This is a genomic window from Actinophytocola xanthii, from assembly GCF_001921205.1.
GTDB classification, from domain to species: domain Bacteria; phylum Actinomycetota; class Actinomycetes; order Mycobacteriales; family Pseudonocardiaceae; genus Actinophytocola; species Actinophytocola xanthii.
Genome location: NZ_MSIE01000016.1, coordinates 37,580 through 63,099, shown reverse-complemented (window position 1 = coordinate 63,099; position 25,520 = coordinate 37,580). Strand labels below are relative to the sequence as shown.

The window sequence follows — 25,520 nt, the reverse complement described above, 5'->3', positions numbered from 1 at the left end:
GTCCGCCGCACCCAAGCGATCTGTGACCGGCTTCACAGGGTCGGAGTTTCGTGGCAAGATGCCCGCAATCAGATGGAACGCTATTCCGTCAGGTGGAACGCATGAGAAGAGTGTCGGCCGTGGAGCTGCGGTCGCTGGCCGTCCGGGTCCTCGTGGCCGCCGGGGCGAGCGAGGCGGACGCCGAGATCGTCGCCGGGTCGCTGGTCGAGTCCAACCTCCTCGGCCACGACTCGCACGGGGTGCGAAGGCTCGGGCCCTACCTCGAGGACGTGCGCGGGGGCCGGATCGACCCCCGCGCCGAGCCGAGGACCGAGGCGACCCGTCCTGGCGCCGTCGTCGTGCACGGACGGCGGGCCTTCGGGCAGATCGCGGCGAGCCACGCGGTGCGCGAGCTGACCGGGCTCGCCGGAACCCGGGGCTCGGCGGTCGCCGCGATCCGGGACTGCAACCACGTCGGGCGGCTCGGCGAGTACGTGAGCGCACTGGCCGAGCACGACCTGGTCGCCGTCGCGTTCGGCAACGCCGACGCCACGGTCGCTCCCTTCGGCGGCCGCGAGCGCCGGCTCGGCACGAACCCGCTGGCCTGGGCGGTGCCCAGGGAGCAGGGGGCGCCGGTGGTGATGGACTGGGCCACCTCGGGCGTCGCGGAGGGCAAGCTCGCGGTGGCCAGGGACCGGGGGGAGCCGGTGGCCGAAGGGCTCGTCCTCGACGCGGCCGGCCGGTCCTCCACGGACCCGGGTGCCTTCTACGCGGGCGGGGTGCTGCTGCCCTTCGGCGGGCACAAGGGCTACGGCCTGTCCGTCCTCATCGAGATCGTGGGCGGGCTGCTCTCGGGCACCGGGATCGGCAGCATGCCCGAGTACCGCGGCGGCTTCGGCACCGTGCTGATGGCCTTCGACATCGCCGCGTTCCTGCCCCCAGCGCGGTTCCGCGAGCAGACCGAGCAGTTCTGCCGGCGGCTCAACGAGACCCCGCTCGCCGAGGGGCACGAGGAGGTCCTCGTCCCCGGCGAGCTCGAGGAGCGCGTCCGCCGCGAGCGGGAGCGCGACGGCATCCCCATCCCCGAGACCACCTGGCAGGAGCTCACCGCCCTGCCGGGGGCATTGTCGAACTCAGAGGAGGAGCGACCATGACCGGAGCCGTCAACGACGCCGGAACCGTCCAGGACACCACCCCAGCCGAGCTGAGACGGGTGGTCAGCGCGTCCGTGGTCGGGACAGCACTGGAGTGGTACGACTTCTTCATCTACGGCTTCGCCGTGACGCTCGTGTTCAACCAGCTCTTCTTCGTCACCGACGACCCGGCGGTCGGGACCATCGTGGGGTTCGCGACCTTCGGCGTCGGGTTCGCCGTCCGGCCGCTCGGCGGGTTCCTCTTCGGACACCTCGGCGACAAGATCGGCCGTCGCTCGACACTGGTCCTCACGACCCTGGTCATGGGCATCTCGACCGGCCTGATCGGACTCCTGCCGACCTACGAGTCGATCGGCATCGCCGCGCCGATCATGCTCACCCTGCTGCGGATGTGCCAGGGCCTCGGCGCCGGCGCGGAGTTCGGCGGTGCCTCCACCCTGCTTGCCGAGCACGCGCCGCCCAAGCGGCGCGGGTTCTTCACCTCCTTCGCCCAGACCGGCGTCCAGATCGGACTCCTCACCGGCACCGTCGTCTTCCTGCTCGTCGAGTCGCTCGGCGAGGAGACAGTGCTCGCCTGGGCCTGGCGGATCCCGTTCTGGTTCAGCTTCCTGCTGATCGCGGTCGCGCTCTACGTCCGCCTGCGGGTGGCCGAGTCGCCGGTCTTCCGCCGGATGTCCCAGAAGCAGACCACCGTCTCGCTGCCCGTGATGGACGCCCTGAAGCGCTACCCCCGCAACTTCCTGATCGGGATCGGCGCGCACATCTGCGACACCGCCGTTGTCTACATCTACGCCACCTACAGCCTCACCTACATCACCAAGACTCTGGAGCTGGAACGGTGGGTCGGGCTCGCGGGCGTGATCATGTTCAGCGTGCTGGTGATCGCGTTGCAGCCGGTCTACGGGCGGTTGTCGGACCGGATAGGACGGCGACCGCTCAACCTGTTCAGCGTGGTGTTCACCGCGGCCTGGGCCTTCCCGTTCTTCCTGCTGCTCGACACCCGTGAGCCGGTGCTCATCTGGATCGCGCTGATCATCGCCACCACGGTCGGCTTCGCCCCGATGATCGCCGTGCAGCCCGCGTTCTACGCCGAGCTGTTCGGTGCCCGGGTCCGGTACACCGGGTTCGCCGCCTCCCGCGAGATCGGCGCCGCGCTCGGTGGGTTCTCCCCGCTCATCGCGGCTTCGCTGGTCGCGCAGGCCGACGGCCGGGGATGGCTGGTGTCGATCTGGATCATCGTGACGGCAGCGATATCGTTCGTGGCGTTCTGGTTGTCGAAGGAGAGCAAGGACGTGGACATCGCCGCTGTCGACGTCACGGGCCACGAGGCCTCGGTGCGGGCCTCCACGGCGGACCGGTGAGCTCGTCCCGCCCCCGGCTCTCCGCGGCCACCGCCGGTGTCGGCGGTGCCCGCCCGGGGGTGGGCATCGTCCACCTAGGACTCGGCGCCTTCCACCGCGCCCACCAGGCGGTGCTGACCCGCCGTGCCATGGCGGCGGTGCCAGGCGACTGGGCGATCTGTGCCGTCGGGCAACGCAACCCGACCGTCCGCGACGCGCTCGCCGCACAGGACGGGCTGTTCACGGTCGTTGAGCGGGACGCGAGCGGTGAGCGGACCGAGGTCGTGGACAGCATCCGCGAGGTGCTGCTCGCCCCGGCCGAGCCGGAGCTGCTCACCAGCCGACTGTCCGAGGTGGAGGTCGTGACGATCACGGTCACCGAGGCGGGCTACCGGCACGACCCGGCGACCGGGCGGCTGCGCGTGGACGACCCGGACGTGGCGGCCGACCTCGCCGGGCGCCCGCCGCGGACGGTGGTCGGCCAGCTGGTCCGCGGGCTGGCCGCGCGCAGGCGCGCCGGTGGTGCCGGGCAGACCGTGCTCTCGTGCGACAACCTGCCGTTCAACGGCCGGCTCGTACGCGGCCTGGTGCGCGAGTTCTGCCAGCTGCGCGGCGAGCACGAGCTCGTCGACTGGGTCGAGGCCAGCGTGGCCTTCCCGTCCACGGTCGTCGACCAGATCGTGCCGGCCACCACCGCGGAGGATCTCGACCGGGTCGAGGAACGGCTCGGGCTCGTCGACCTGGCCGCGGTCGTCGGCGAGCCCTACCGGCAGTGGGTGATCGAGGACGACTTCGCCGCCGGGCGCCCGTCCTGGGAGCGCGCCGGCGCCGAGCTCGTGGCCGACATCGCGCCCCGACAGGCAGCGAAGCTGAGGCTGCTGAACGGAACCCACTCCGCGCTCGCCTACCTTGGCATGCTCGCCGGGCTCGCCAGCACCGCCGAGGCGGTCGCCCGCGAGGAGTTCGCCGCCTTCGCGACCCGTCTCGTGCGCGAGGAGACCGGTCCGTCGCTGCTCCGGTTCGGCGTCGAGGTGGGGGAGTCCGAGATCGACACCCTGCTCACCCGGCTGGCCAACCCCAGGATCAGCCACCGGTTGGCGCAGATCGGGGCGGACGGCCCGCGCAAGCTGCCCCAGCGGCTGCTCGAGCCGGCCGCCGAGCTGCTCGCCGCCGGCCGCGAGCCGCGCCTGATCTGCCTGGCCCTGGCCGGCTACCTCCGGCACAACCAGCTGTCCACACTGGAGTTCCTGCCGTCCGAGCTCGCCGGCAGCCCGGTCTTCACCACGCTGCTGGCCGACGCGGCCAGGCGCCTGGACCGGGACGGCGTCGAGCAGACCCTGCGGCGGGTGTCCGAGGAGAGGAGCTAGATGGACCTGCGGGACACGGTCGCCGTCGTGACCGGCGGCGGCACCGGGATCGGCCGCGCCACGGCGCTGGCGCTGGCGCGGGCCGGCGCGCGCGGCGTGGTGGTGAACTACTCCCGCTCCGCCGAGGACGCCGAGGCGACCGCGGGCGAGCTGACCGCGTCGGGCTGCGAGGCGGTGGCCGAACGCGCCGATGTCGGGGACGACGAGCAGGTGCGGGCCATGGCCCGGCGTGTCCTGGAACGGTTCGGCCGGGTGGACGTGCTGGTGAACAACGCCGCGACAACCTTCCGCGTTGCCCATGAGGACCTCGACGGCCTCACCGACGAGGCGTTCGCGCACGTGCTCGACGTGAACGTGCTCGGCCCGTTCCGGGTGGTGCGCGCGTTCGCAGCCGACCTGCGGGACGCGCGCGGGGCGGTGGTGAACATCGCGTCGATCTCGGCGTACCGTGCCGGCGGGTCGTCGATCGCCTACGGGGTCAGCAAGGCGGCACTGCTCCAGCTGACCCGCAACCTCGCGGTCGCGCTCGCCCCCGAGGTCCGGGTGAACTCCGTGGCGCCGGGCACCGTCGCCACCCGCTGGCAGACCGACCTGCGCGGCGAGGAGGGCTTCGCGGAGTGGGCGCGGGCGGAGCGCGAAACCGTACCGCTGCGACGAACCTCCGAACCAGAACACGTGGCCCAGGCCGTACTTGGCCTGCTCGCCATGGACCAGGTCACCGGCGAGGCGGTGATCCTCGACGGCGGCAAGCACGTCACGTATTAGTGTCTCCTTCGGACGCCGAGAGGAGGGCGCGGTGACCGTTGCCGGCCGGGCCGTGAGCGAGAGCGACTTCGTGGCGAGGGTCGATCCGTACCGTCGTGAGCTGCTCGCGCACTGCTACCGCATGCTGGGCTCGCTGCATGACGCGGAGGACCTCGTCCAGGAGAGCTATCTGCGGGCGTGGCGCGCCTTCGACCGGTTCGAGGGCCGGTCCTCGTTGCGTACGTGGCTCTACCGGATCGCCACAAGTGCCTGCCTGACCGCGCTGGAGAGCCGGGGGCGTCGGCCGCTGCCCAGCGGTCTCGGCGGGCCGAGTGAACAGGCCGGCCAGCCGCTCGAGGAGCGGCAGGGCACAGCGTGGCTCGAGCCGCTGCCGACCGACGAGGACCCGGCCACGATCGTCACGGCGCGGGAGAGCACCCGGCTGGCGTTCATCGCGGCACTCCAGCACCTGCCGCCTCGCCAGCGGGCCGTGCTGATCCTGCGGGATGTGCTGGCCTGGCGCGCGGCCGAGGTCGCGGACCTGCTCGACACCACGACCGCGGCCGTGAACAGCGCCCTGCAGCGCGCCCGCGCCCAGCTCGAGCAGGTCTCCCCGACACCGGACTCGGTCACCGAGCCGAGCGCGGCGGACACCCGCGTCCTGCTGCAACGCTACGTCGAGGCGTTCGAGCGCAAGGACGTGGACGGGATCGTGGCGTTGCTGGCCGAGGACGCGGTCTGGGAGATGCCGCCGTTCGCGACCTGGTTCCGCGGCCGCGACGCCGTCCACCGCCACCTGGCCGGCCAGTGCCCGGGCGGCCCGGGGGACTTCCGCCTGGTGGCAGCGCGGGCCAACCACGCGCCCGCGCTTGGCCTCTACCTCCACGGCCAGCGGTTCTGCCTGCAGGTGTTCAGCGTGGTGGACGGGACGAGCGGCGCGGTGTTCGACCGGGTGGTCTCGTTCTTCGACCACCGGCTGTTCGAGCGGTTCGGCCTGCCCGCCACCGCCTGAGGCTGCCCGCTCAGCTCGAGTGCAGCCAGTCGAGCACGACGGTCGCCGTCCAGGACTGGTGCCTGCTGCCCAGGGGCTCGCCGGTCAGCGGGTGGTAGTACTCGCCGAAGGCGCCGTCCCCGGTCAGCCGCAGGCACTCGGCCCGCAGCCGGCTCGCCTCGTCGGTCCAGCCGCGCTGCTCGAACGCCCAGCCGAACAGCCAGGCGATCACCGGCCACACCGGACCGCGCCAGTACTCCCGCGGCCGGAAGCCCGGGTCGTTCGGCGACACCGACGGCGGGATCGCGGCGAACAGGTCGGGATGCCCCGCCCAGTCCGGCCCGAGGATGCGCGCGAGCATGGCCGCCTCGTCCTCGGCGTCCAGGCCGCCGCACAGCAGCGGGGCGAAACCGGCGATGGTCCTGGTCGTCAGCCAGCGGTTGGCTCGGCGGTCGTAGTCGCGGGCGAGGCCGGTCTGCGGCGAGTAGGCGGCCACGACCGCCCGGCGGGACCGGTGCGCCCAGCCACGCAGCTGCCTGACCTGCCACGCCGGCTGGCCGCTCTCCTTACCAAGCGTGGCCAGGACCTCGCTCGCCAGCGCGAAGACGGCCGTCACGAACACGTCGCCGACCAGGAAGCTCGAGGTGCGCACGACCTGCGCGGCGTCGTAGCGGACCTTGCGCATCTCCTCGATCAGCCAGAGGTAGCGGTCGTACTCCAGATCGCTGGGCCGCTCGGCCGCCGAGGCGACCCGGCGGTCCAGGCGGACGTAGGGCGGCAGGTCCTGGCCCGGCACCACCGCCGAGTACGGGTCGTCCCAGCGCGGCGAGTTGTCCATCCCGGACTCCCAGCCGTGCACGATGCCGAGCATGCCGGTCCCGTGCGGGTCGCGGTGGCGCACCAGCCACTCGTGCCAGCGGTACAGCTTGGGCCAGCCCTCGGCCAGCAGGCGGGCCGTGGACGCCGCCCCGGCGCCGATGTCGACGATCCGCCGCAGGGCGATGGCGTGCACCGGCGGCTGGCAGATCCCCGAGGTGCGGGGCGCGTCGGGGGCGTCGGAGTTCAGCTCGGCGGCGCCCCAACGCTCCGGTCCGGGGAAGTACCCGCCACCCTCGGAGAACACGATGTGCGGCAGCATCCCGTTGCGCCACTGCGCGGCGAGCAGCGTCTCCAGCTCACGCACTGCCCGGTCGACGTTGAGGTGGGCCAGCCCGATCGAGATGAAGGCCGTGTCCCAGCTCCACATGTGCGGGTAGAGCCGCGGGGCCGCGGTGATCATCGAGCCGTTGTCGTTGCCGCCCAGCGTCCACGCCGCGCAGGCGGCGAGCTGCACCGAGCCGAGCCGAGGGCGAGGGGCCGCCGCGGTTCTCACAGGTCCGCCTCTCCGGGGTGTCACACTGTTGGTCGCGCCACTTATGTCTAATATCTGAACAGAAGTGATGGCTTACCAATCTAGGTGGACGGTGTGGACGACGTCAACCGGCGAATCGGCCTCGGGAGTACGGCCTCACCGGGCAATGTTGTCGCGGTGTTACGGGCTCGTGGCCCGTTGACCCGCCAGCAACTCCAGGAACACCTCGGCCTGTCGCGGGCAACCCTGGTGGAACGCCTCGACACGCTCGCCCGCCACCGGTTGGTCGCCCCGGTCGGGCACCGCGCCTCCAGCGGCGGACGGCCGGCCCAGCTGCTCGCCGCCGACCAGTCCAGCCGGGTGGCCGTGGTCGGCAGCATCGGCGCGAGCCTGGTCAGCGTGGGCGTGGCCGACCTGCGGGGCACGGTGCTCGCCGAGCAGAGCGACCGGGTGCCGCTCGGACACTCCCCGGACCACGTCCTGCCCTGGATGCTCGACACGGCCCGCCGCCAGCTCGACGCCCTGGGCCGCGCGGGTGACCTCGCGGCGGCCGGTATCGCCGTCCCCGGCCAGATCGACCAGGAGACCGGTGTCTCGATCATGCCGCCGACCATGGCCGCCTGGCGGGACCAGCCGCTGCGGGACATGTTCGCCGACGGCCTGTCGGTCGGTGTGGAGCTGGAGAACGACGCCAACGCGCTCGCCTACGGGGAGTACCTCGCCGCCGGACGGCCGAGCTCGACGGTGCTCGGCGTGGCGGTCGGCTCCGGCATCGGCGCCGGCGTGGTCATCGCCGGCCGCCCGCACCGGGGCGCGACCGGCTGTGCGGGGGAGATCGGGCACATCCGGATCGAGGACCGGGACGAGCGCTGCGGCTGCGGCCGGCGGGGCTGCATCGCGGCGCTGGCCAGCGGCACCGCGCTGGTCCGCCGGCTGCGCGGCGACGGCGTGCGGGCGCTGCCCGACGTCGTCCGTCGGGTGGTCGCTGGCGAGGCCCACGCGGTGTCGCTCGCCACCGAGGCCGGACGGTTGCTCGGCACCGTACTGGCCACCGTGGTGACGATCCTCAACCCGAACCTGGTTCGGGTCGGCGGCGAGATCGGAGCCCTGCCGCCGTTCCTGGCCGGGCTGGCCGAGACGCTGGGCCACCAGGCGCACGAGGTCGCCGCGCGCGGACTCGACGTCGGGCCCGCGGTCCTGGCCGAACGCGCGCAGCTGGTCGGCATGGCGGGCCTGGCCGCGGAGGCCGTGCTCGCCCCGGGTGCGATCGACCGGCTCGTCGTGGGCTGAGTTCGCCCGAGGTGTCGATCCGGGCGGTGCTTGTTCGACGTAGGGGCGAGAGCACGACGGAAAGGACCCTCCGATGAACCGTTCGCCCCAGATCACCCCGGCGCTGCCGCTGTTCCCGCGCACGCTGGCCGACGCCCTGCTGGCCGAGGACCACGCCGAGGACACCGGTTGGTTGGAGCCGCTCGACCGGATGACCTGTCGCGTCCACCGCCGCTGGGCGCGGGACTGCCCGGCCCGTCACCGGCGGGCCTCCTGAGGGCGGCTCTACCGCGCGCCGCGGGTGACCAGCCTGGCGAGCCCCGCCAACTCGGTGCTGGCACCGCCGGGCTCGAGCTGGACCAGCGCGCGGTGCAGCAGCTTGTCGGCCATCGCCTGGCTCCACGCCCGGCCCCCGGCCCTGGCGACCAGGGCCGCCGCGTGACCCAGCTGGGCGTCGTCGAGCGGTTCGGACGTCGCGTAGAGCGCCGCCAGGTCCCGCGCCGCGGGGGTGCCCGACGTGAGCGCGTGCACCACGGGCAGGGACCGTCGGCGGTCACGCAGGTGGGTATGGGGCGGCTGACCGGTGACCGAGGGATCGCCCCAGATCCCGAGCAGGTCCTCCACGTGCTGGAAGGCGAGGCCGAGGCACTCGCCGAAGGTGCGCATCCGTTCGACGCCCCGGCGGTCAGCGCCGCCGAAGAGCGCGCCGAGGGCGCAGGCACAGCCGATGAGCGCGGCGGTGCGGTGAGCCGCCGTCGTCTCGTACCCCTCGGGCGCCTCCGCGCCCAGCCCGGGTATCGCTCCCACCGGTCCCTGCGTCGGCAGGTCCACCGGAGCCCGACCCTCCACCAGGTGCCGCACGGTCTCCGACAGCACCCGTGCCCCCTCGTGCGCCGACGGGTGCCCGCTGTCGGCCACCACCTCGCAGGCCAACGCGACCAGGGCGTCACCGGCCAGGACCACCGGGCCGCTGCCGAACAGGCGCCAGACCGGCGGGCGGTTCCCGCTGGCCCGGGTGCCGGTGGTGTCCTCACGCAGCAGGGAGAAGTAGTGCACCAACTCCACGGCCACCGCGGCCGGCACCGCCTCGCGCGCCGAGCCGCCGGCCACCACCGCGCTCAGCAGCACCAGCGCCGGGCGCACCGCCGTGCCGGCGGGGGTCGGCTCCGGGACGCCGCGCTCGTCCCACCAGCCGAGGTGGTAGCCACCGATGTGCCGGGTGGAGGCCGGGAGGGTGTCGACCGCCGCGCGCAGGGCCGGGTCGACGAGCGCCAGGCTCCACACCAGCGTCTCCCGCGCCGCGGCCAGCGCCGGCACCTCGGGAGCGCTCATGGTCACGTCCGATCTCACGGGCGGAGAAGTGCTGACGCAGCGAAGCTAGCACCGCCGATATTGTTCCGCCCAGTCGCTCGAAGGAGTGAGCGGACCGAGGTCCACAGGCACGCAGAACACCGGGCAGGTGATCGTCTGCGTGGAGCGCGGCGGTCTCCCCTGACCCCATCGGGGAACCTCGTTCGGCCGGTGGGGTGCTCGTCCTAGCTGGACGGTCCCGCTGTGTCGGTGGGTGACGGGTGGGCCAGCTCGGTCAGCAGCAGTGCCTCGGCCAGGCACGCCCGCTCGAACTCGGCCAGTGGCAGGCTCTCGTCCACGCCGTGGGCCCGCGACTCGTTGTCCGCGCCGGCGCTGGTGATCAGGATCGCCGCCGCCGGGAACGCCTTCGCGAACTCGGCCGTGAACGGGATACTCCCGCCGGCGCCGACATGCACGACGTCCCGGCCGTAGGCCTTCCGGTACGCCCGCCTGGCCGCCTCGTACTGCCAGCCCGACGGCTCGACCCGGTGCGGTTGCGACATCTCCACCGAGCTCACCGTGACCTCCGCGCCCCACGGCGCGTGCCGGGTCAGGTGCTCGACGAGGGCCGTCGCGGCGCGGGCCGCGTCGTCGCCCGGCGCGACCCGAAGCCCCACCTTCGCCCGCGCAACCGGCACGAGCGTGTTCGACGCCTCCGCCACGGTCGGGGCGTCGATGGCCAGCACGTTCGCGGTGGGCCGGGTCCACAGCCGCTCGGCGAGGGTTCCCTTGCCGAGCAGTGAAACTCCGTCCAACACACCGGCCTCCGCGCGGTACCTCGACGCCGGGTAGTCGTAGTCCGGTGCGGTGTCCCGGCCGAGGCCGGCCACCGCGACGTCCCCGTGCTCGTCGTGCAGGGTCGCCAGCAGCCGGCACAGCGTAGTGAGCGCGTCGGGTGCCGGTCCACCGAACGTTCCCGAGTGGACCCCGGTGGCCAACGTCCGCACCGACACGACGCAGGACGCGTTGCCGCGCAACGAGGTGGTGAACGCGGGTGTACCCAGCTCCAGGTTCTCCGAGTCGGCCAGCACGATCACGTCCGCCGCCAGCCGGTCACGGTACCTCGCCAGCAGGGTGCCGAGGGTGGGAGAGGACACCTCCTCCTCGCCCTCGATCAGCACAGTGACACCGACGGGCGGCCTGCCGCCGTACGCGAGCACGGCGGCCAGGTGCGCGGCGACACCGCACTTGTCGTCCGCCGTGCCTCGGCCGTAGAGCCGGCCGTCGCGTTCGGACGGTTCGAACGGCGGGGTGGTCCACTCGCCGGGATCGCCCGCCGGCTGGACGTCGTAGTGGGCGTACAGCAGCACGGTGGGCTGCCCCGGCGGTGCCGGGCTCTTCGCCAACACCACGGGCTGCCCGCCGGGGAGGTCGTCGATGATCTCGACCTCGGGCATACCCGCGCCGCGGAACAGGTCGGCGGTCAGCTCGGCCGCCGGGCGCAGGTCGGCGGCCGGATCCGCGCTGACCGACGGAAGCCGCAGCAGGGCGTCGAGTGCGGCCCGCGCCGCCGTTTGGTTGATCGTGGTCATCTCTCTTCCATTCTCCTGTCGAGGATCGCGGGAACAAGGGCGGTGGACAGCACGACGGCGGTCAGCGCGAACCCGGTCACGAAGCCGAACGGGCCAACCACCAGGCCGAAACCGATCGCGCCGAGGCCAAAACCCGTGTCGTAGGCCAGGTTCCACAGCGCGCTGGTGCCGCCGTAGTCCGCTCTCTCCACGCGGTCGAACATGATTGCCAGGGTCACGTTCTGCGCTACCCCGAAACCGACGCCGAACAACGCCATCCCGGCGACCGTCGCGACCGGAGCGTCCACCCAGATCACCAGGGCGGCGCCGCTGGTGGCCGCGACCACCCCGGGCACGAGCAGCGGCCCGGAACCGTGCCGGTCGCCGAAACGGCCGGAAGCGAGGCGTCCCAACGACATGGCCACCGCCTGGACCAGCAGCGCGATCGCCGCCAGCTCCCGGCTGCCAGCCGGCGCGGCCAGCGGAAGGAACGTCGCGAACACCCCGGCGGCGAAGGTGACCGCGGTGAACACGATCGTCGGCCGAGCGAGCCCACCGATCCGGAACGCCCGGAGCACCGAGCCCCGACCGATGTCGCCCGTCCTGGCCGGCAGCACGGGCACCACGGCCAGCGGCAGCAGCGCCGCCGCGGCCGCGGCGAGGAACACCGGGGCGTAGCCGACGTGCTCGCTCAGCCAGATCCCCGCCGGCATGGCCACCACCGCCGGTATGCCGACCACCACGCCGTAGAGCGCCAGACCCTCCGCACGCCGCTGTGGTGGCAGCAGCTCGGCGGCGAGCGCGCTGCCGACCACCACGACGATCCCGAGCCCGGCGCCCCGGACCAGGCTCACGGCCAGCACCAGCGCCCGCACCGCCTCCCCGGAGCCCTGGGGTACCAGCGCGAGCGCTGGCAGCCCCAGCAGGACCAGGCCAAGGCTCGTCACCACGCGGTAGCCCAGCCGGGCCAGCAGCAACGGCACGGCCAGTTCCAGCAGGACGGTGGCCAGCATCATCACGCCGGTGACGAGGCCGGCGCCCAACCCGCCGCCGCCGGACTCCGCCGCGTACAGCGGCACCACCGACAGCAGCAGGTAGAACCCGCACATCGCGCCGAAGGCGGCCAGCTGCAGGGCCACCATCGGCAGGGTCAGGATCGAGGCCGGCTCGGCGCGGGGGACGGACACCGGGCCAGCCTGCAACACCGGCTCGCCCGCCGTATCGGTCGGATGACCGAGTCGGCTCCTTAGACTGCTGCCGTGGTGTTCGTGGGACGGGCTCGGGAGCTCGACGAGCTCCGTGCCGCCTACGACCGCCGTCCCGGCACCGTGTTGATCGTCGGCGACGCGGGCATGGGGAAGTCCCGGCTGGTAGGTGAGTTCGGGGCCGGTCTCGCCGGCGCGCGGGTGCTCACCGGCGGTTGCCTGGACCTGGGCGAGAACCGGCTGGCGTTCGCCCCGTTCACGGCCGTGCTGCGCGAGCTCGTCGGCAACCTCGGCGCCGACGGCGTGTGCGCGCTGCTGCCCGGCGGCGTCCCGGGCGAGCTCGGCCGCCTGCTGCCCACGCTCGGTCCGCCCGCGGCGGGGGACGCCTCGCTGGCCCGGGCGCGGTTGTTCGAGCAGGTGCTCACCGTGCTCGGTGCGCTGGGCCCGGTGGTCCTGGTCGTCGAGGACCTCCAGTGGGCCGACCGGTCCACCCGTGACCTGCTCACCTTCCTCGTCGGGAACCAGCGGGCGTTGCCCGAGGTGCTCGTGGTCCTCACCTGCCGCACGGACCTCGACCAGGGCCACCCAGGGCGTCGGCTGACCGCCGACCTCGCGCGGGTGGAGTGGGTACGGGTCCTCGATCTCGGGCCGCTGTCCCGGCGCGAGGTGGCCGCCCAGGTGCGCGGACACCTCGGGCACGAGCCGGACGGCGGGCTCGTCGACCGCGTGTACAGCCGCGGCGAGGGCAACCCGCTGTTCGTGGAGGCGTTGCTGACCTGTCTCGGCGCTCCCGGCCCCGCGGTGCCCCAGTCGGTCCGGGATCTGCTGCTGGAACCGATGGCCTCGTTGCCCGCGGTGAGCCAGGAGGTGGTGCGTGCCGCGTCGGCGTCCGGGGCGCTGGTCGGGCACGAGCTCCTCGCCGCGGTCACCGGGCTCGGCGACGTGGAGCTCTCCGCGGCGTTGCGTCTCGCGGTCGCGGCGAACCTGCTGGTCGTCGTCGGGCACGGCTACCAGTTCCGGCACGCGCTGATCCGCGAGATGGTCCACGAGGGCCTGCTGCCGGGGGAGCGGGCCGCGCTGCACGTGCGGTACGCCGAGGCGCTCGAGCAGGATCCCTCGCTGGCTGGTCCGGACGAGCCGCTGCCCAGCTCGCCGGTCACTGGGCCGCGGTGGCGCAGCGGCATCCCGCACGCGCCCTGGCCTGTGCGTGGCGGGCTGCCAGCGAGGCCGGTGACTCCCTGGCCCACGCCGAGCAACTGGACCAGCTCGACGCGGTGCTGCGGTTGTGGAACCGCGTGCCCGGCGCGGCGGGGGAGGTCGGCGTGAGCCGGGAGGCCGTGCTCGCGGCGGCGGCGGACGCGGCGACCGCCGCCGGTGCCGTGAGCCGTGCCCTGGAGCTGCTCGAACAGTTGCTGGCCGAACTGGACAGTTCGGCGGACCCCGTCGGGGCCGCCCGGTTGCTCATGCGGCGTGGTGAACTGCGCCACGCCCTCGGCCGGCCCGGCGGCCTGGCGGACCTGCGGGCAGCCGCCGCGCTGGTTCCCGCGACGCATCCCGAGTCAGCCGTGGTGCTCGACCGCCTGGCGCACCGGTTGCTGACCGTGCCCCACGAGGCCGAGGGCCGAGCGGTCGCGGAGGCCGCGATGGCCGCCGCTCGCCGGCACGGCGACGCCCGTACCGAGGTGACGGCGACCGCCGCCCTGGCCCACGCCCAAGCCAGGGCGGGAGACCTCGACGCCGGCCTGCCGAAGCTGGCTTCCGCACGTGCCGCCGCGGAACGGCTCGGCGACGACGTCGCACTGCCGCACGTGCTGCGCCTGGAAGCCGACGTGCTGAACGGCGCGGGGCGCTACGCGGAAGCGGAGTCGGCCGCCCGTCGCGGCCTGGCGGTGTGCCTGGCCGCGGGCCTGGCCAGGATCTCCGGGCCCGTCCACGCCGCGAACCTCGCGGAGTCGCTGATCGCGGTGGGCCGCTGGGAGGAGGCGGGCGGGATCCTGGAGGACGCGCTCGGCCACCCGCCCGTCTCGGGGCTCGACGCCTACCTGCTGGTGCTGCTCGGCACGCTGCGGTTGGCACGAGGTGACCTCGACGGCGCGGTCGCCGCTGCCGCGTACGCGCGCGAGGTCTTCGCCCTCGGCTATCCGGACACACAGGACCTGTTGCCGCTGGCCGGTCTCGAGGTGGAGGTCGCGCTGGCGTCCGGCGGGGATGCCGCCGCCGCTGTGGTGGCGGCGCTGGCACTTCCCGGCGTCGAGGCGAGCCCCCGGTACCTGTGGCCGGTGCTGGTCTCCGGGGCGCGGGTGCCGGAGCTGGTGCCACGCCTGCGGTCGCTGGCCGAGCGGTTGCCCGTGGTGGGGCCGGTGCAGCGGGCGCACCAGCTGACGTTCGCCGCGGTGTGCTCGCCCGCGCCGGACGCATGGGACCGAGCCGCGGCGGCATGGGACTCGTTGGGGGAACGGTATGCCCGAGCTCGCGCGTGGTTGGCATCGGCGAGTCTGTCCGGCGACGCGAGCCGGTTGCGTGCCGCCGCCCAGGATGCGACCTGGTGGGCGCGTCGCCGTTGCGAGCCGAGATCGACCGGCTCGCGACGGCACTCCGGGCTTCCCTCGGTCCCGGTGACGGCCACGGCCTGACCGAGCGGGAGCTGGAAGTGTTGCGGTTGCTGGCGAGCGGCCGAACCAACCGCCAGATCGCCGGCGAGCTCTACATCTCCGCCAAGACGGTGAGCACGCACGTGTCCAACATCCTCACCAAGCTCGCCGTGCCGGGCCGGGTTCAGGCGGCCACCGCCGCGCACCGGCTGAACCTCGTCTAGACGAGCGCCTCCGCGGGGGAGCGAGCCCTGGTCCACCGGTCGGTGTCCGACGACCTCCCCGCGTGGGAGACGGCGCTGGCCTGGGCGCCGGAGAATCGGGTTCTGGCTCGACTGTTGGCCACCGTCCCGATCTATGCTGGCGAGCGATGAGTCACCAACCGAGCCGTGTCCTGGTCACCGGGGCGGCGGGCCGGCTCGGCCGGGCCGTGCTGCGCGAGCTGGCCGACCACGGCGTCTCCGCCATCGGCCTGGACCGGGCCGACCCAGGAACCGGTCATACCGCCGATTTCGTCCACGGCGACGCCTCGGACGTGGACCTGGTGCGGTCCGCCCTGTCCGGGGTGGACACCGTGATCCACCTCGCGGCCATCCCGACACCCGAGTTCCTCCCCCCGGCGGAGGTCTTCGTGGGCAACGCGGCAGCCACGTTCGTCGTGCTGGACGAGGCCGCCCGGGCCGGCGTGCCGCGGGCCGTGATCGCCAGCAGCTTCTCGATCACCGGGCTGCCGTTCGGGCCGCCGTCGCTGCGCCCGCCCCACGTGCCGATCGACGAGTCCTCCCCGCTCCAGGCCGCCGACCCCTACGCGCTGTCCAAGCAGGCCGACGAGGCCACGGCGGCGATGGTGGCCCGGCGGGACGGGATGACCGTCACCCCGCTGCGCTTCCCGCTGCTCGGCTGGCCGGGGGAGACCAACCTGGCCGACCACGCCGCCCTGTACACCCGGGATCCGGCGGCCGGCATCAGCCACCTGTGGACGTATCTGGACAGCCGGGACGCGGCCCGGGCCTGCTGGCTCGCCGCCACCGCCCCGCTGTCGGGCTGCAACCCTGTGTTCGTCACCGCTCCCGACACGCTCGCGCCGTACCCGACGCAGGAGCTGGTCGAGCGGTTCCTGCCGGGCGTGCCTCGTCGGGCGCCGTTGCCCGGACGCGCCGTCCCGGTGGACCTCACCGCGGCGCGCACCCTGCTCGGGTTCACCGCCGAGCACCTGTTCGCGTTGGGAGTCGCATGAGGTACTACGCCGGTCACACACCCTCCTCCGGGCTGCGCACGCCTCGCGCCGCGCTCCGGTCCGACGCCCCGAGCCTCGCCTTGGACGGCGACTGGCGGTTCCGGCTCTCGCCGAGGGCCGAGGTGCCGGAGGACTTCGCCGAGCCCGACTTCGACGATTCGGGCTGGGGGAGCCTGCCGGTCCCGTCGCACTGGCCGCTGCACGGCCACGGCGCGCCCGCGTACACCAACGTCGTCTACCCGATTCCGGTCGACCCGCCGCACCCGCCGGAGGAGAACCCGACCGGGGACCACCGCCGGGAGTTCGAGCTGCCGGCGGAGTGGCCGGACGGGGCCACCGTTCTGCGCTTCGAGGGGGTGGACTCGTGCGCGAAGGTCTGGCTCAACGGGACCGAGCTCGGCTTCTTCACCGGCAGCAGGCTGCCGGCCGAGTTCGACGTCGGACCGGTGCTGCGACCCGGCCGCAACGTGCTCGCCGTGCGGGTGCACCAGTGGTCTGCCGCGAGCTACCTCGAGGACCAGGACATGTGGTGGCTGCCGGGCATCTTCCGCTCGGTCACGCTGCTGCACCGCCCGGCCGGAGGGCTCGAGGACGTGTTCGTGCACGCCGACTTCGACCACACCACGGGCTCGGGCACGCTGCTGGTGGAGGCCTCCGTCCCCGCCCTGGTGTCCGTCCCCGCCCTCGGCCTGGACTCGGTGCCCACCGGGGAGCCGGTGGAGGTGCCCGTCGAGCCCTGGTCGGCCGAGTCTCCGACGCTCTACGAGGCGACGGTGAGCGCGGGTGGGGAGACTGTGCGGCTGCGGATCGGGTTCCGGACGGTGTCGATCGTGGACGGTGTGCTGTTGGTGAACGGCGCCCCGCTGGCCCTGCGCGGAGTGAACCGGCACGAGTTCCACCCCGACCACGGGCGGGCCGTCCCGCACGAGACGATGCTCGCCGACGTGCTGCTGATGAAGCAGCACAACATCAACGCGGTACGCACCAGCCACTACCCGCCGCACCCTGCGTTCCTCGACCTGTGCGACGAGTACGGCCTCTGGGTGATCGACGAGTGCGACCTGGAGACCCACGGGTTCGAGCTGAACGGTTGGCGTGCCAACCCCTCCGCCGACCCGGCCTGGCGGGAGTCCTATCTGGACCGCATGCGCCGCACGGTCGAGCGGGACAAGAACCACCCCAGCATCGTGTTGTGGTCGCTGGGGAACGAGAGCCACACCGGCGAGAACCTCGCCGCGATGGCGTCCTGGGTGCGAGAGCGCGACCCGGCACGTCCGATCCACTACGAGGGCGACGCAGACTGTGCCTATGTGGACGTGTACAGCCGGATGTACGCCACGCACCAGGAGTCCGACGAGATCGGCCGGGCTGGCGGTGCCCTGCCGTTCGTGCAGTGCGAGTATGCCCACGCGATGGGCAACGGACCCGGCGGTCTCGCCGAGTACGTCGCGCTGTTCGACCGGTACCCGCGGTGTGCCGGCGGGTTCGTGTGGGAGTGGATCGACCACGGCCTGCGTCACCCGGAGTACGAGTTCGCCTACGGCGGTGACTTCGGGGAGCCGGTGCACGACGGCAACTTCGTGATCGACGGCCTGGTGTTCCCCGACCGCACCCCCTCGCCGGGCCTGCTCGACGTCAAGAAGGTCTACGAGCCGGTCCGCTTCACCGTCACCGACGACGAGGTGACCGTAGAGCCCCTACGCGGTGACCTCTCTGCTCTCCGGTTCGAATGGACCCTTCCCGACGGCTCGTCCGGCGAGCTGGAGCTGCCCCCTACCGGTGGCAGGGCCGCACTCCCGCCCATCCCGCCCGCCACCCACGAGACCTGGCTGACCATCCGGGCCGTGCTGCGCGCCGACACCGCGTGGGCGCCGGCCGGCCACGAGGTGGCCTGGACCCAACACCGGGTGCACCCCGCCCCCGAGCCCACCCCCCGCCCGGCGACCGCCCGTCCGCGACGGACCGACCGCGGGATCGCCGTCGGCCCGGCGGAGTTCGACACCACCGGCCGCCTGACCTCCTTCTCCGGCATCGCCGTCGGCACGCTGCGGCTGGACCTGTGGCGCGCCCCCACGGACAACGACCGCGGCGCTCGGCTGCACGAGACCTGGGCGGCCATCGGCCTGCACCGCCTCACCCACCGCGTCGACGCGGTGGAGGCCGGCGAGAGCCTGGTGACCAGGACCCGCGTCGCCGCGGCCGGCACCGACCGCGGCGTACGCGTCGACTACGCGTGGACGGCCGTCGGTGAGGGCGTGCGGCTCGCCGTGCACATCGAGCCGGAGGGCGAGTGGCCGGAGCCGATCGCCCGCCTCGGTGTCTCGTTCACGCTGCCGGAGAGGCTCGACCGCGTCCGCTGGTTCGGCCCGGGGCCTGGCGAGTCCTATCCAGACACCGGCATGGCCAACCGCGTGGGCACCTTCGAGTCCACACTAGAGGATTTGCAGACGCCGTACATCCGCCCCCAGGAGAACGGCCGCCGCGGCGAGGTTCGCTGGGCGGAGGTGACGGACGCCTCGGGCGCGGGCCTGCGGGTGACCGGGACGCCCGTGTTCGGGCTGACCGTCCGGCCCTGGTCCTCGGCCGCGCTCGCCGCCGCCCGGCACCGCAACGAGCTGTCGCCGAGCGGGACCGTGGAGCTCACGCTGGACGCCGGACAGCAGGGCGTCGGAACGGCCTCCTGCGGCCCGGGCACCCTGTCCCGCTACGAGCTGTTCCTCCGCGAGACCGTGTTCACCGTGCTCCTCGAGCCGACAGACTAGGGCGACTCCAGGCCGCCGTCCGGGCGGCGGACGGTGGCTGCCCAGCGTTCGTGCAGGCCGGTCACCGGTGGGTACCGGGCGGCCAGCCTCTCGTCGAGGTCGACGCCCCAGCCGGGGTCGGGTGAGGGGTGGAGGTAGCCGTCGCGGGCCACCGGGGTGCCGGGGAAGACCTCGCGGGTCTCGTCGCTGTAGACGTGGCCTTCCTGGATGCCGAACGCGGCGCTGGTCACGTCCAGTGCGATGTTGGCCGCCATCCCGACCGGCGAGACGTCGCCGGGGCCGTGCCACGCGGTGAGAACGCCGTTGAGCTCGCACACCGCGGCCAGCTTCCGGCCGGCGGACAGGCCGCCGACCGTGGAGACGTGTACCCGGAGCAGGTCCACCGCGTGCGACTGGACGAGCCGGGCCGCGTCGGTCAGTGAGGAGAGCTGCTCGCCGACCGCGATGGGCACCGGGGAGGCGGCGGTCACCTCGGGGAGCCGGTCGTAGTGCTCGGGGGCGACCACGTCCTCCAGGAAGTACAGCCGATACGGCTCGAGCGCGCGGGCCAGGACCACCGCCTGCTTCGGGGTCAGTCGCGAGTGGACATCGTGGAGCAGCTCGACACCGTCGCCGAGTACCCGGCGGGCCTCGGCGAACAGTGCCGGGGTGGTCGCGAGGTAGCGGTTGACGTCCCAGCCGTCGGGGTAGGGGGCACGCGGATAGCCGCCGGCGATGCCTGGCGCGCCGTAGGTGCCCAGCCCCGGGCCGCCGGTCTGCAGGCGCACGTGCCGGTACCCCTGCTCGACGAGCGCCGCGGCGTGCTCGATCGTCTCGGTGACCGTCGCGCCGGAGGCGTGCAGGTAGGTGTCCGCCGCGGCCCGCACCCGGCCACCGAGCAGCTCGTAGACCGGCATCCCGGCGCGCTTGCCGGCGATGTCCCACAGTGCCTGGTCCACACCGGACAGCGCGTTGTTCAGCACAGGACCGTTGCGCCAGTACGAGGACAGGTGAACCAGCCGGTTGATGTCCTCGATGTCCGCGGGGTGCCGGCCGACCAGCAGCGGCGCGACGTGCCTGTCGACCGCCGCCGCGACGGCGTGGAACCGCTGGGTGAACGTGGCGCACCCCAGGCCGTACAGGCCGGGCTCGGAGGTGTCCACCCGGACCACCACCAGCGGGATGCCTTCCGGCGCCGTGACGATCGCCCGCACCCCGGTGATGGACAACGTGTCCCGCGCCGGCCACGGTGCCTGGGTCTCCCGCATCACGCGGACAAACCTACTGCCCGGGTCCCGCGGCCGGCGGGACCCGGGCAGTTCCGGTCGCTCAGCCCACCGTCCACTTCTGGTTGCCGGCACCGGTGCAGTCCCAGATCTGGAGCCGGGCGCCGTTGGCGGAGCTGTTGTCGGTCACGTCCAGGCAGCGGTTCGCGGCGATGTTGACGATGTCCCTCGCCCCGCTCACCGCCCAGCGTTGGGCCCCGGACCCGTTGCAGTCCCAGAGCTGGATCTTCGCCCCGTTCGCGGTCGAGCCCGAGGTCACGTCCAGGCACTTGCCCAGGGCGCGGATCGAGCCGTCGCCGTTCACGCTCCACTGCTGGGCCGCGGTGCCGTTGCAGTCGTAGAGCTGTACGGGGGTTCCGTTGGCGCTGCTGGCACCGGCCACGTCGACGCATTTACCACCCAGGCCGCGGATGGCGCCGCCGCCACCACCGCCCGTGTCGTTGGTGACGCGGACGTAGTCGATGGTCAACGTGTTCGGGAACGGCGTACTGGCGTCGGGGTCACCCGGCCAGTAGCCGCCCACCGCGAGGTTGAGGATCATGAAGAACGGCTTGTCGAACACCCACTGTCGACCGCCGAGGTCGGCCGGGGTCCTGGTCTGGTAGACTGTGCCGTCCACCGACCAGACGATGCGGTTGGGTGACCAGTCGACGCGGAAGGTGTGGAACGCGTTCGCGAACGGGCTGCCGATCGTGTAGCCGGCGCCGATGCCGCCGGAGCCCGAGTAGCCGGGCCCGTGCAGGGTGCCGTGCACGGTGTTCGGCTCGAAGCCGACGTTCTCCATGATGTCGATCTCACCGCTCTGCGGCCAGCCGACACTGCCGATGTCGTTGCCCAGCATCCAGAACGCCGGCCACATGCCCTGCCCGCGGGACATCTTGATGCGGGCCTCGAAGGTGCCGTAGGTCTGGGTGAACCGGCCGGAGGTGTTGAGCCGCGCGGAGGTGTACTCGCACCGGCCGTACCAGCACTGGTAGTTGTTCGGGTTCTCCCGCCGGGCGGTGATCACCAGGTTGCCCTGGCCGTCGTGCACGGCGTTGCTGGTCGAGTTCGTGTAGTACTGCCGCTCGTGGTTGTTGACGTTGTCGCCGGTCTCCATGACCCACTTGGAGCCATCGACGGGGGTGCCGGCCGGCGCGTTGAACTCGTCGGCGAAGGTCACCGCGGCGACCCCGACGTCCGGGGCGGGAGCGGGAGCGGCGGACGCGGCACCGTTGGCGACCGGTGTCGCGAGGACGGCCGCGGCCAGGGCGGTCAGCAGGGCGGTGGAGCGGAGTCGGGAGCAGGGGCGTGTGGACATCTTTGTCACCACCGACGGGTAGAGATTTGTTGTCCCAGGCAACAAAGAATGTCATGGTCTAGACCAGAGGCACAAGAGTTGGGTGGAAGTTTTCGGAACCGGTTCCGGCGTTGCGGCGCACCCCGGACACGGCTCGGCGCCGAGCCCGGAAGAGGGCTCGGCGCCGAGGTCGCCGGGGGAGGATCCGGTTCCGGGCGAGTGGTCACACCCGCCCGAGCGGAGCGGTCAGCGCACCGCGGGGCGCATCGCCAGCGCGGCCAGCAGGTCACGGCCCTGCTCGGCGTGCCGCGGCTTGGTCAGCACGTCGTAGCGACGGGCGACGAGCTGGCTGTGCGAGACGAAGTCCCGCTGCCCGCGGGTCGCCCCGTAGCGCATCGCGGACGAGGCGACGCCGAAGACCACACCGGACGCGAGGCCGATGAGGATCGGCGCCAGTCCGGCGCCCGGGGTGAACAGGCTCAGCAGCAGGCCGACGAACAGACCGAGCCAGGCTCCCGACGCCGCCCCGGCGCCGAGCACGCGGCCCCAGGTCAGCCGGGCCGCGACCCGCTCGACGACCATCGGGTCGACACCGACGATCGTCACGTCCTGCACCGGGAACTTGCTGTCCGCCAGATGGTCGACGGCGCGCTGGGCCTCCTCGTAGGTGTCGTAGGAACCAATCGGCCAGCCCTCCGGCAAGGTCGGCAGGTTCATCGTCGACGGCGCCGGCGTGAAGGCTGTCGTCATGTCGGACTCACCTCCTGAGGTGTTGTCTCCTGCCCGGTACAACGCGGCGGGAGCCACCGCTGTGCCCGCGGACCCGCAGTTCACAGCCACTTCTCAGCTCGTGACCGACACCACCAGCTTGCCCACCGTGCCCCGGGCGTGCAGGCGGCGCAGGCCGTCGGGAACCTCGTCCATCGCCAGCACCTCGGAGACCAGCGGTGCCACCGCCCCCCGCGCGTACAGCTCGGCCAGCGCCGCGTGGGCCTCGGTGAGTACCCAGGGAGCCCGCGTCCGGTAGAGCCCGAGGTTGAGCCCGAGCACCGTGTAGTTCTTCACCAGCGCGTGGTTGGTGGGCAGCTCCGCGGGTTTGCCGCCACCGAACCCGGCCACCACGATGCGGCCCTCGAACGCCACCGCGCGCCGCGAGCGGTCGAACGTCTCCCCGCCCACGGGGTCGACGACCACGTCCGCGCCCCGGCCGCCGGTGAGGTCCTTGACCGGTGCGACGAAGTCCTCGGTGCGGTAGTCGATGGCCACGTCCGCCCCGAGGTGGCGGCACAGAGCCACCTTCTCCGGGCCGCCGGCCGTCGCGACGACCCTGGCACCGGCGGCCTTCGCCAGCTGGATCGCCGCGCTGCCGACCCCACCGGCGCCGGCGTGCACGAGCACCGTCTCGCCCGCCCGCAGACCGGCCCGACGGTGCAGCGCGAGGTGCGAGGTCAGGTAGGTGACCAGCATCGCGGCCGCGGTCGTCGCGCTCATCGTGTCGGGCACCGGCAGTGGTGCGGCCAGGACGGTCCGCTCGGCAAGACCGCCGGCCGGGAACCGGCACAGCCCGGCCACCCGCCGGTCGGTCCCGGCGACCCGGCCCGCGACCTCGAAGCCGGGCACGAAGGGCAGCGGAGGCTTCTCCCGGTAGCGCCCGCGACAGAGCAGCACGTCGCTGAAGTTCAGCGCGGCGGCGTCCACTTCGACGGCCACCTCGTCCGGTGCCGGCTCCGGTTCGGGCACGCCGTCCTCGAGCGTGAGCACGTCGTCCGGCTCGCCGAGCTCGTGCACCCGCCAGGCCCGCATGGCCACCTCCGCTGCCCCTCCGGCGCCGCCGTACTGTCGCGGCGTGAACGTAGCCATCCTCGACGACTACCAGCACGTCGCCCTGTCCTACCCGTACTGGTCCGAGCTGCCGGCTGAGGTGAGCGTGGTGCCGATCCACGAGCACATCGGCGACGAGGACGCACTGGTCGCCCGCCTGGAGCCATTCGAGATTGTCGTGGCCATGCGGGAGCGCACGCGACTACCGCGATCGGTGCTCGAGCGGCTGCCGAGGCTGCGGCTACTGGTGACGACCGGCATGGGGAACGCCGCGATCGACGTCGCCGCGGCCGCCGAGCGGGGTGTCACCGTCTGCGGCACGCCCACGGTCGGCACCTCGACGGTCGAGCTGACCTGGGCGCTGATCCTGGCCGTCGTGCGACGGATCCCGGTGCAGGAGCAGGCGTTCCGGATCGACGGGTGGCAGACCGGCCGCGGCGCGGCGGCGCTGGGTGGCGATCTCGCCGACGCGACGCTGGGCGTGGTCGGCCTCGGCCGGATCGGGTCGAAGGTGGCCGCGGTGGGTGCGGCCTTCGGCATGCGGGTGGTGGCCTGGAGCCAGAACCTCACCGCGGAGCGGGCGGCGGAGGTCGGGGTCGAGCTGGTCGGCAAGGAGGAGCTGCTGTCCGCCTCGGACGTGGTGACCCTCCACCTGCGCCTGAGCGAGCGCACGCACGGCCTGATCGGGGCGGCCGAGCTCGCGATGATGCGGCCGAGCGCGTACCTGGTGAACACCTCGCGGGGTCCGCTGGTCGACGAGGTCGCGCTGATCGAGGCGGTCCGCTCCGGCCGGCTGGCCGGGCTGGGTCTCGACGTGTACGACACCGAGCCGCTGCCGCCCGACCACCCGTTGCGGGACCTGCCGAACACCGTGCTCACCCCGCACCTCGGCTATGTCAGCGCGCGGACCTTCGACGTGTTCTACCGCGGGATCGTCGAGGACATCGCGGCCTACCTCGCCGGTGAGCCCATCCGCGTCATCACGCCCTGAGCGATCGAGCGGCCGGACCGGACCCGCGTCCCCGGTCCGGCTCAGCCCTGGCGACGGCGCGGGGTGAGCCGCGCGTTGGGCAGCGGTGGCGCGGGAACGCGCTCGCCGCCGTGCCCGGGAACGAGGCCGAAGCGCGAGTCGCCGGCCTCCCAGTCGGCCCGCGCGGCGGCGATCTCCTCGTGGTCGCGGCCGACGAAGTTCCACCACATCACCAGCTCGTCGGGGAACGGCTCGCCGCCCAGCAGCACCGCGCGCACCGGCTCGCGCGCGAGGACCGGCAGCTCGGTGCGACCCGTGCCGAGGTAGAGCAGCCGGCCACGCGGCACCTCGACCCCAGCGACCACCGGGGAGCCCTCGACGGCCAGCAGCGCGTGCTCGAACTCGGGCCGCAGCGGGATCCTCGCGACGGCGCCGCCGGAGATCTCCAGGTCCGCGCCCACCAGGGGGGTGTGCACGGTCGCCGGCGACACCGCGTCGCCGAGCGATCCGACGAACACGGTCGCGGTGAGGCCGTCCCGACCGAAGCGCGGCAGCTCGAGGTGTTGTTCGAAGGCCGGCGCCGTGCCCGCCCGGTCGGCGGGCAGCGCCAGCCACAGCTGCAGTCCGGACAGGACCGTCCCGTCGTCCGGGGAGAACTCCGAGTGGGCAACGCCCCGTCCGCCGGTCATCAGGTTCAGCTGCCCCGGCCGCAGGACGACGTCGCTGCCGAGGCTGTCGCGGTGACGGATCTCGCCGGCCAGCGGCCAGGTCACCGTCTGCAGGCCGATATGCGGGTGTGGGAGCACCCGCATCGGTTCCCGGTGCGGCCCGAACGAGTCCAGGAAGCACCACGCACCCACCGTGGGCAGCTCGCGCTGGGGCAGCATCCGCTCGACGTGGATGCCCCGGATCCCGCCCAGCGGGACGTCGCGCGGCGCGAACAACTCAGCTACCTGGTGGTCCGCCGGGGCACGGCACACCGTCAGGTCCGGAGTGGTCTCCAGGTTGCTCACTCCTGTGCGGACTCGGCTGGTGCCTGCACGTGCGCGGAGTACTTCTCGAGGTTCTTCCCGACGTAGCGGGCGATGAACGGGCACAGCGGAACGATCACCTTGTCGCGGGCGACGGCGTCGTCGAGGGCGCCTGCGGCGAGGACCTTGCCGAGGCCCTGGCCCGAGAACGCGTCGTCCACCTCGCTGTGGGTGAACACGATGCGGTTCCCGCTGTCGTGGTACTGGGCGAAACCGGCGCGCCGGTCACCGACGTACAGGTCGTAGCGGTACTTCTCGGGGTTGTGCTCGACCCTCGCGTCCTGCGGCATGGCACCTCTTCTC

The 25,520-nt window shown here is 73.1% G+C and carries 22 protein-coding genes; 12 read left to right on the top strand and 10 right to left on the bottom strand.

What is annotated here, in order from left to right; all coding sequences use genetic code 11:
* The first annotated feature begins 101 nt into the window (after nt 1-101).
* The 5 genes from BU204_RS11055 to BU204_RS11035 are packed head-to-tail and all read left to right on the top strand — an operon-like array spanning nt 102 to nt 5,596.
* Nucleotides 102-1,133 carry an Ldh family oxidoreductase gene (locus tag BU204_RS11055; RefSeq protein WP_083661205.1) on the top strand — a complete coding sequence of 344 codons (1,032 nt, stop codon included), beginning with the start codon at nt 102-104 and terminating at the stop codon, nt 1,131-1,133.
* Entirely contained in the window at nt 1,130-2,494 is a 1,365-nt protein-coding gene (locus BU204_RS11050) for an MFS transporter (protein WP_075125524.1), read from the top strand. The genes BU204_RS11055 and BU204_RS11050 overlap by 4 nt, the downstream gene beginning before the upstream one ends.
* A complete protein-coding gene (locus BU204_RS11045) occupies nt 2,491-3,840 on the top strand; it encodes a mannitol dehydrogenase family protein (protein WP_075125523.1) in 1,350 nt (449 codons plus the stop codon). Before BU204_RS11050 ends, BU204_RS11045 begins: the two co-directional genes overlap by 4 nt.
* Nucleotides 3,841-4,605 (top strand): SDR family NAD(P)-dependent oxidoreductase, encoded by a 765-nt coding sequence (locus tag BU204_RS11040; RefSeq protein WP_075125522.1) that lies wholly within the window; start codon nt 3,841-3,843, stop codon nt 4,603-4,605.
* Nucleotides 4,606-4,636: 31 nt separating this feature from the next.
* A complete protein-coding gene (locus BU204_RS11035; protein WP_075125521.1) occupies nt 4,637-5,596 on the top strand; it encodes a sigma-70 family RNA polymerase sigma factor in 960 nt (319 codons plus the stop codon).
* A 10-nt stretch (nt 5,597-5,606) separates the two neighbouring features.
* Here the strand turns inward: BU204_RS11035 and ggh are convergent, their stop codons facing one another.
* Entirely contained in the window at nt 5,607-6,947 is a 1,341-nt protein-coding gene (gene ggh, locus BU204_RS11030) for a glucosylglycerate hydrolase (RefSeq protein WP_075125520.1), read from the bottom strand.
* A 93-nt stretch (nt 6,948-7,040) separates the two neighbouring features.
* Here ggh and BU204_RS11025 point away from each other — a divergent pair, with 93 nt between their 5' ends.
* On the top strand, nt 7,041-8,216 hold the full coding sequence (locus tag BU204_RS11025) for an ROK family transcriptional regulator (RefSeq protein ID WP_233160019.1): 1,176 nt from the start codon (nt 7,041-7,043) through the stop codon (nt 8,214-8,216).
* Nucleotides 8,217-8,289: 73 nt separating this feature from the next.
* Entirely contained in the window at nt 8,290-8,472 is a 183-nt protein-coding gene (locus BU204_RS11020; RefSeq protein ID WP_075125519.1) for a hypothetical protein, read from the top strand.
* Nucleotides 8,473-8,480: 8 nt separating this feature from the next.
* Here BU204_RS11020 and BU204_RS11015 read toward each other — a convergent pair whose 3' ends face one another.
* The 3 genes from BU204_RS11015 to BU204_RS11005 form a co-directional block, all read right to left on the bottom strand.
* Nucleotides 8,481-9,527 (bottom strand): polyprenyl synthetase family protein, encoded by a 1,047-nt coding sequence (locus BU204_RS11015; protein ID WP_075125518.1) that lies wholly within the window; start codon nt 9,525-9,527, stop codon nt 8,481-8,483.
* Between the two features lie 203 nt (nt 9,528-9,730).
* A complete protein-coding gene (locus BU204_RS11010; protein ID WP_075125517.1) occupies nt 9,731-11,077 on the bottom strand; it encodes a M20/M25/M40 family metallo-hydrolase in 1,347 nt (448 codons plus the stop codon).
* Entirely contained in the window at nt 11,074-12,243 is a 1,170-nt protein-coding gene (locus BU204_RS11005; protein WP_198942832.1) for an MFS transporter, read from the bottom strand. The genes BU204_RS11010 and BU204_RS11005 overlap by 4 nt, the downstream gene beginning before the upstream one ends.
* Nucleotides 12,244-12,315: 72 nt before the next feature.
* Between BU204_RS11005 and BU204_RS38235 the strand changes: the two genes are divergently transcribed.
* The 4 genes from BU204_RS38235 to BU204_RS10990 all read left to right on the top strand — a co-directional run bounded on the left by BU204_RS38235 (nt 12,316) and on the right by BU204_RS10990 (nt 18,851).
* Nucleotides 12,316-13,587, top strand: a complete 1,272-nt coding sequence (locus BU204_RS38235) for an ATP-binding protein (RefSeq protein WP_083661202.1) — start codon at nt 12,316-12,318, stop codon at nt 13,585-13,587.
* 1,324 nt (nt 13,588-14,911) lie between these two features.
* Complete coding sequence (locus BU204_RS41185) at nt 14,912-15,076, top strand: LuxR C-terminal-related transcriptional regulator (protein ID WP_269844637.1); 165 nt, start codon at nt 14,912-14,914, stop codon at nt 15,074-15,076.
* Nucleotides 15,077-15,222: 146 nt separating this feature from the next.
* Complete coding sequence (locus BU204_RS10995; protein ID WP_075125516.1) at nt 15,223-16,089, top strand: NAD-dependent epimerase/dehydratase family protein; 867 nt, start codon at nt 15,223-15,225, stop codon at nt 16,087-16,089.
* A complete protein-coding gene (locus BU204_RS10990; protein WP_075125515.1) occupies nt 16,086-18,851 on the top strand; it encodes a glycoside hydrolase family 2 TIM barrel-domain containing protein in 2,766 nt (921 codons plus the stop codon). Before BU204_RS10995 ends, BU204_RS10990 begins: the two co-directional genes overlap by 4 nt.
* On the opposite strand, the gene BU204_RS10985 is transcribed toward BU204_RS10990, so the two are convergent.
* From BU204_RS10985 to BU204_RS10970, 4 genes are all read right to left on the bottom strand, one after another.
* A complete protein-coding gene (locus tag BU204_RS10985; RefSeq protein ID WP_075125514.1) occupies nt 18,848-20,098 on the bottom strand; it encodes an enolase C-terminal domain-like protein in 1,251 nt (416 codons plus the stop codon). The two genes, BU204_RS10990 and BU204_RS10985, sit on opposite strands and share 4 nt — an antisense overlap.
* A gap of 61 nt (nt 20,099-20,159) precedes the next feature.
* Nucleotides 20,160-21,416 carry a glycoside hydrolase family 16 protein gene (locus BU204_RS10980; RefSeq protein ID WP_075125513.1) on the bottom strand — a complete coding sequence of 419 codons (1,257 nt, stop codon included), beginning with the start codon at nt 21,414-21,416 and terminating at the stop codon, nt 20,160-20,162.
* Nucleotides 21,417-21,641: 225 nt separating this feature from the next.
* Entirely contained in the window at nt 21,642-22,145 is a 504-nt protein-coding gene (locus BU204_RS10975) for a general stress protein (RefSeq protein WP_075125512.1), read from the bottom strand.
* A gap of 93 nt (nt 22,146-22,238) precedes the next feature.
* On the bottom strand, nt 22,239-23,198 hold the full coding sequence (locus BU204_RS10970) for an NADPH:quinone oxidoreductase family protein (RefSeq protein ID WP_075125511.1): 960 nt from the start codon (nt 23,196-23,198) through the stop codon (nt 22,239-22,241).
* A 43-nt stretch (nt 23,199-23,241) separates the two neighbouring features.
* Between BU204_RS10970 and BU204_RS10965 the strand changes: the two genes are divergently transcribed.
* A complete protein-coding gene (locus BU204_RS10965; protein ID WP_198942830.1) occupies nt 23,242-24,207 on the top strand; it encodes a D-2-hydroxyacid dehydrogenase family protein in 966 nt (321 codons plus the stop codon).
* A gap of 41 nt (nt 24,208-24,248) precedes the next feature.
* On the opposite strand, the gene BU204_RS10960 is transcribed toward BU204_RS10965, so the two are convergent.
* Entirely contained in the window at nt 24,249-25,199 is a 951-nt protein-coding gene (locus BU204_RS10960; RefSeq protein ID WP_075125509.1) for a pirin family protein, read from the bottom strand.
* Nucleotides 25,196-25,507, bottom strand: coding sequence for a GNAT family N-acetyltransferase (locus tag BU204_RS10955; RefSeq protein ID WP_075125508.1), 312 nt, complete (start codon nt 25,505-25,507; stop codon nt 25,196-25,198). Before BU204_RS10955 ends, BU204_RS10960 begins: the two co-directional genes overlap by 4 nt.
* Nucleotides 25,508-25,520 lie beyond the last annotated feature (13 nt).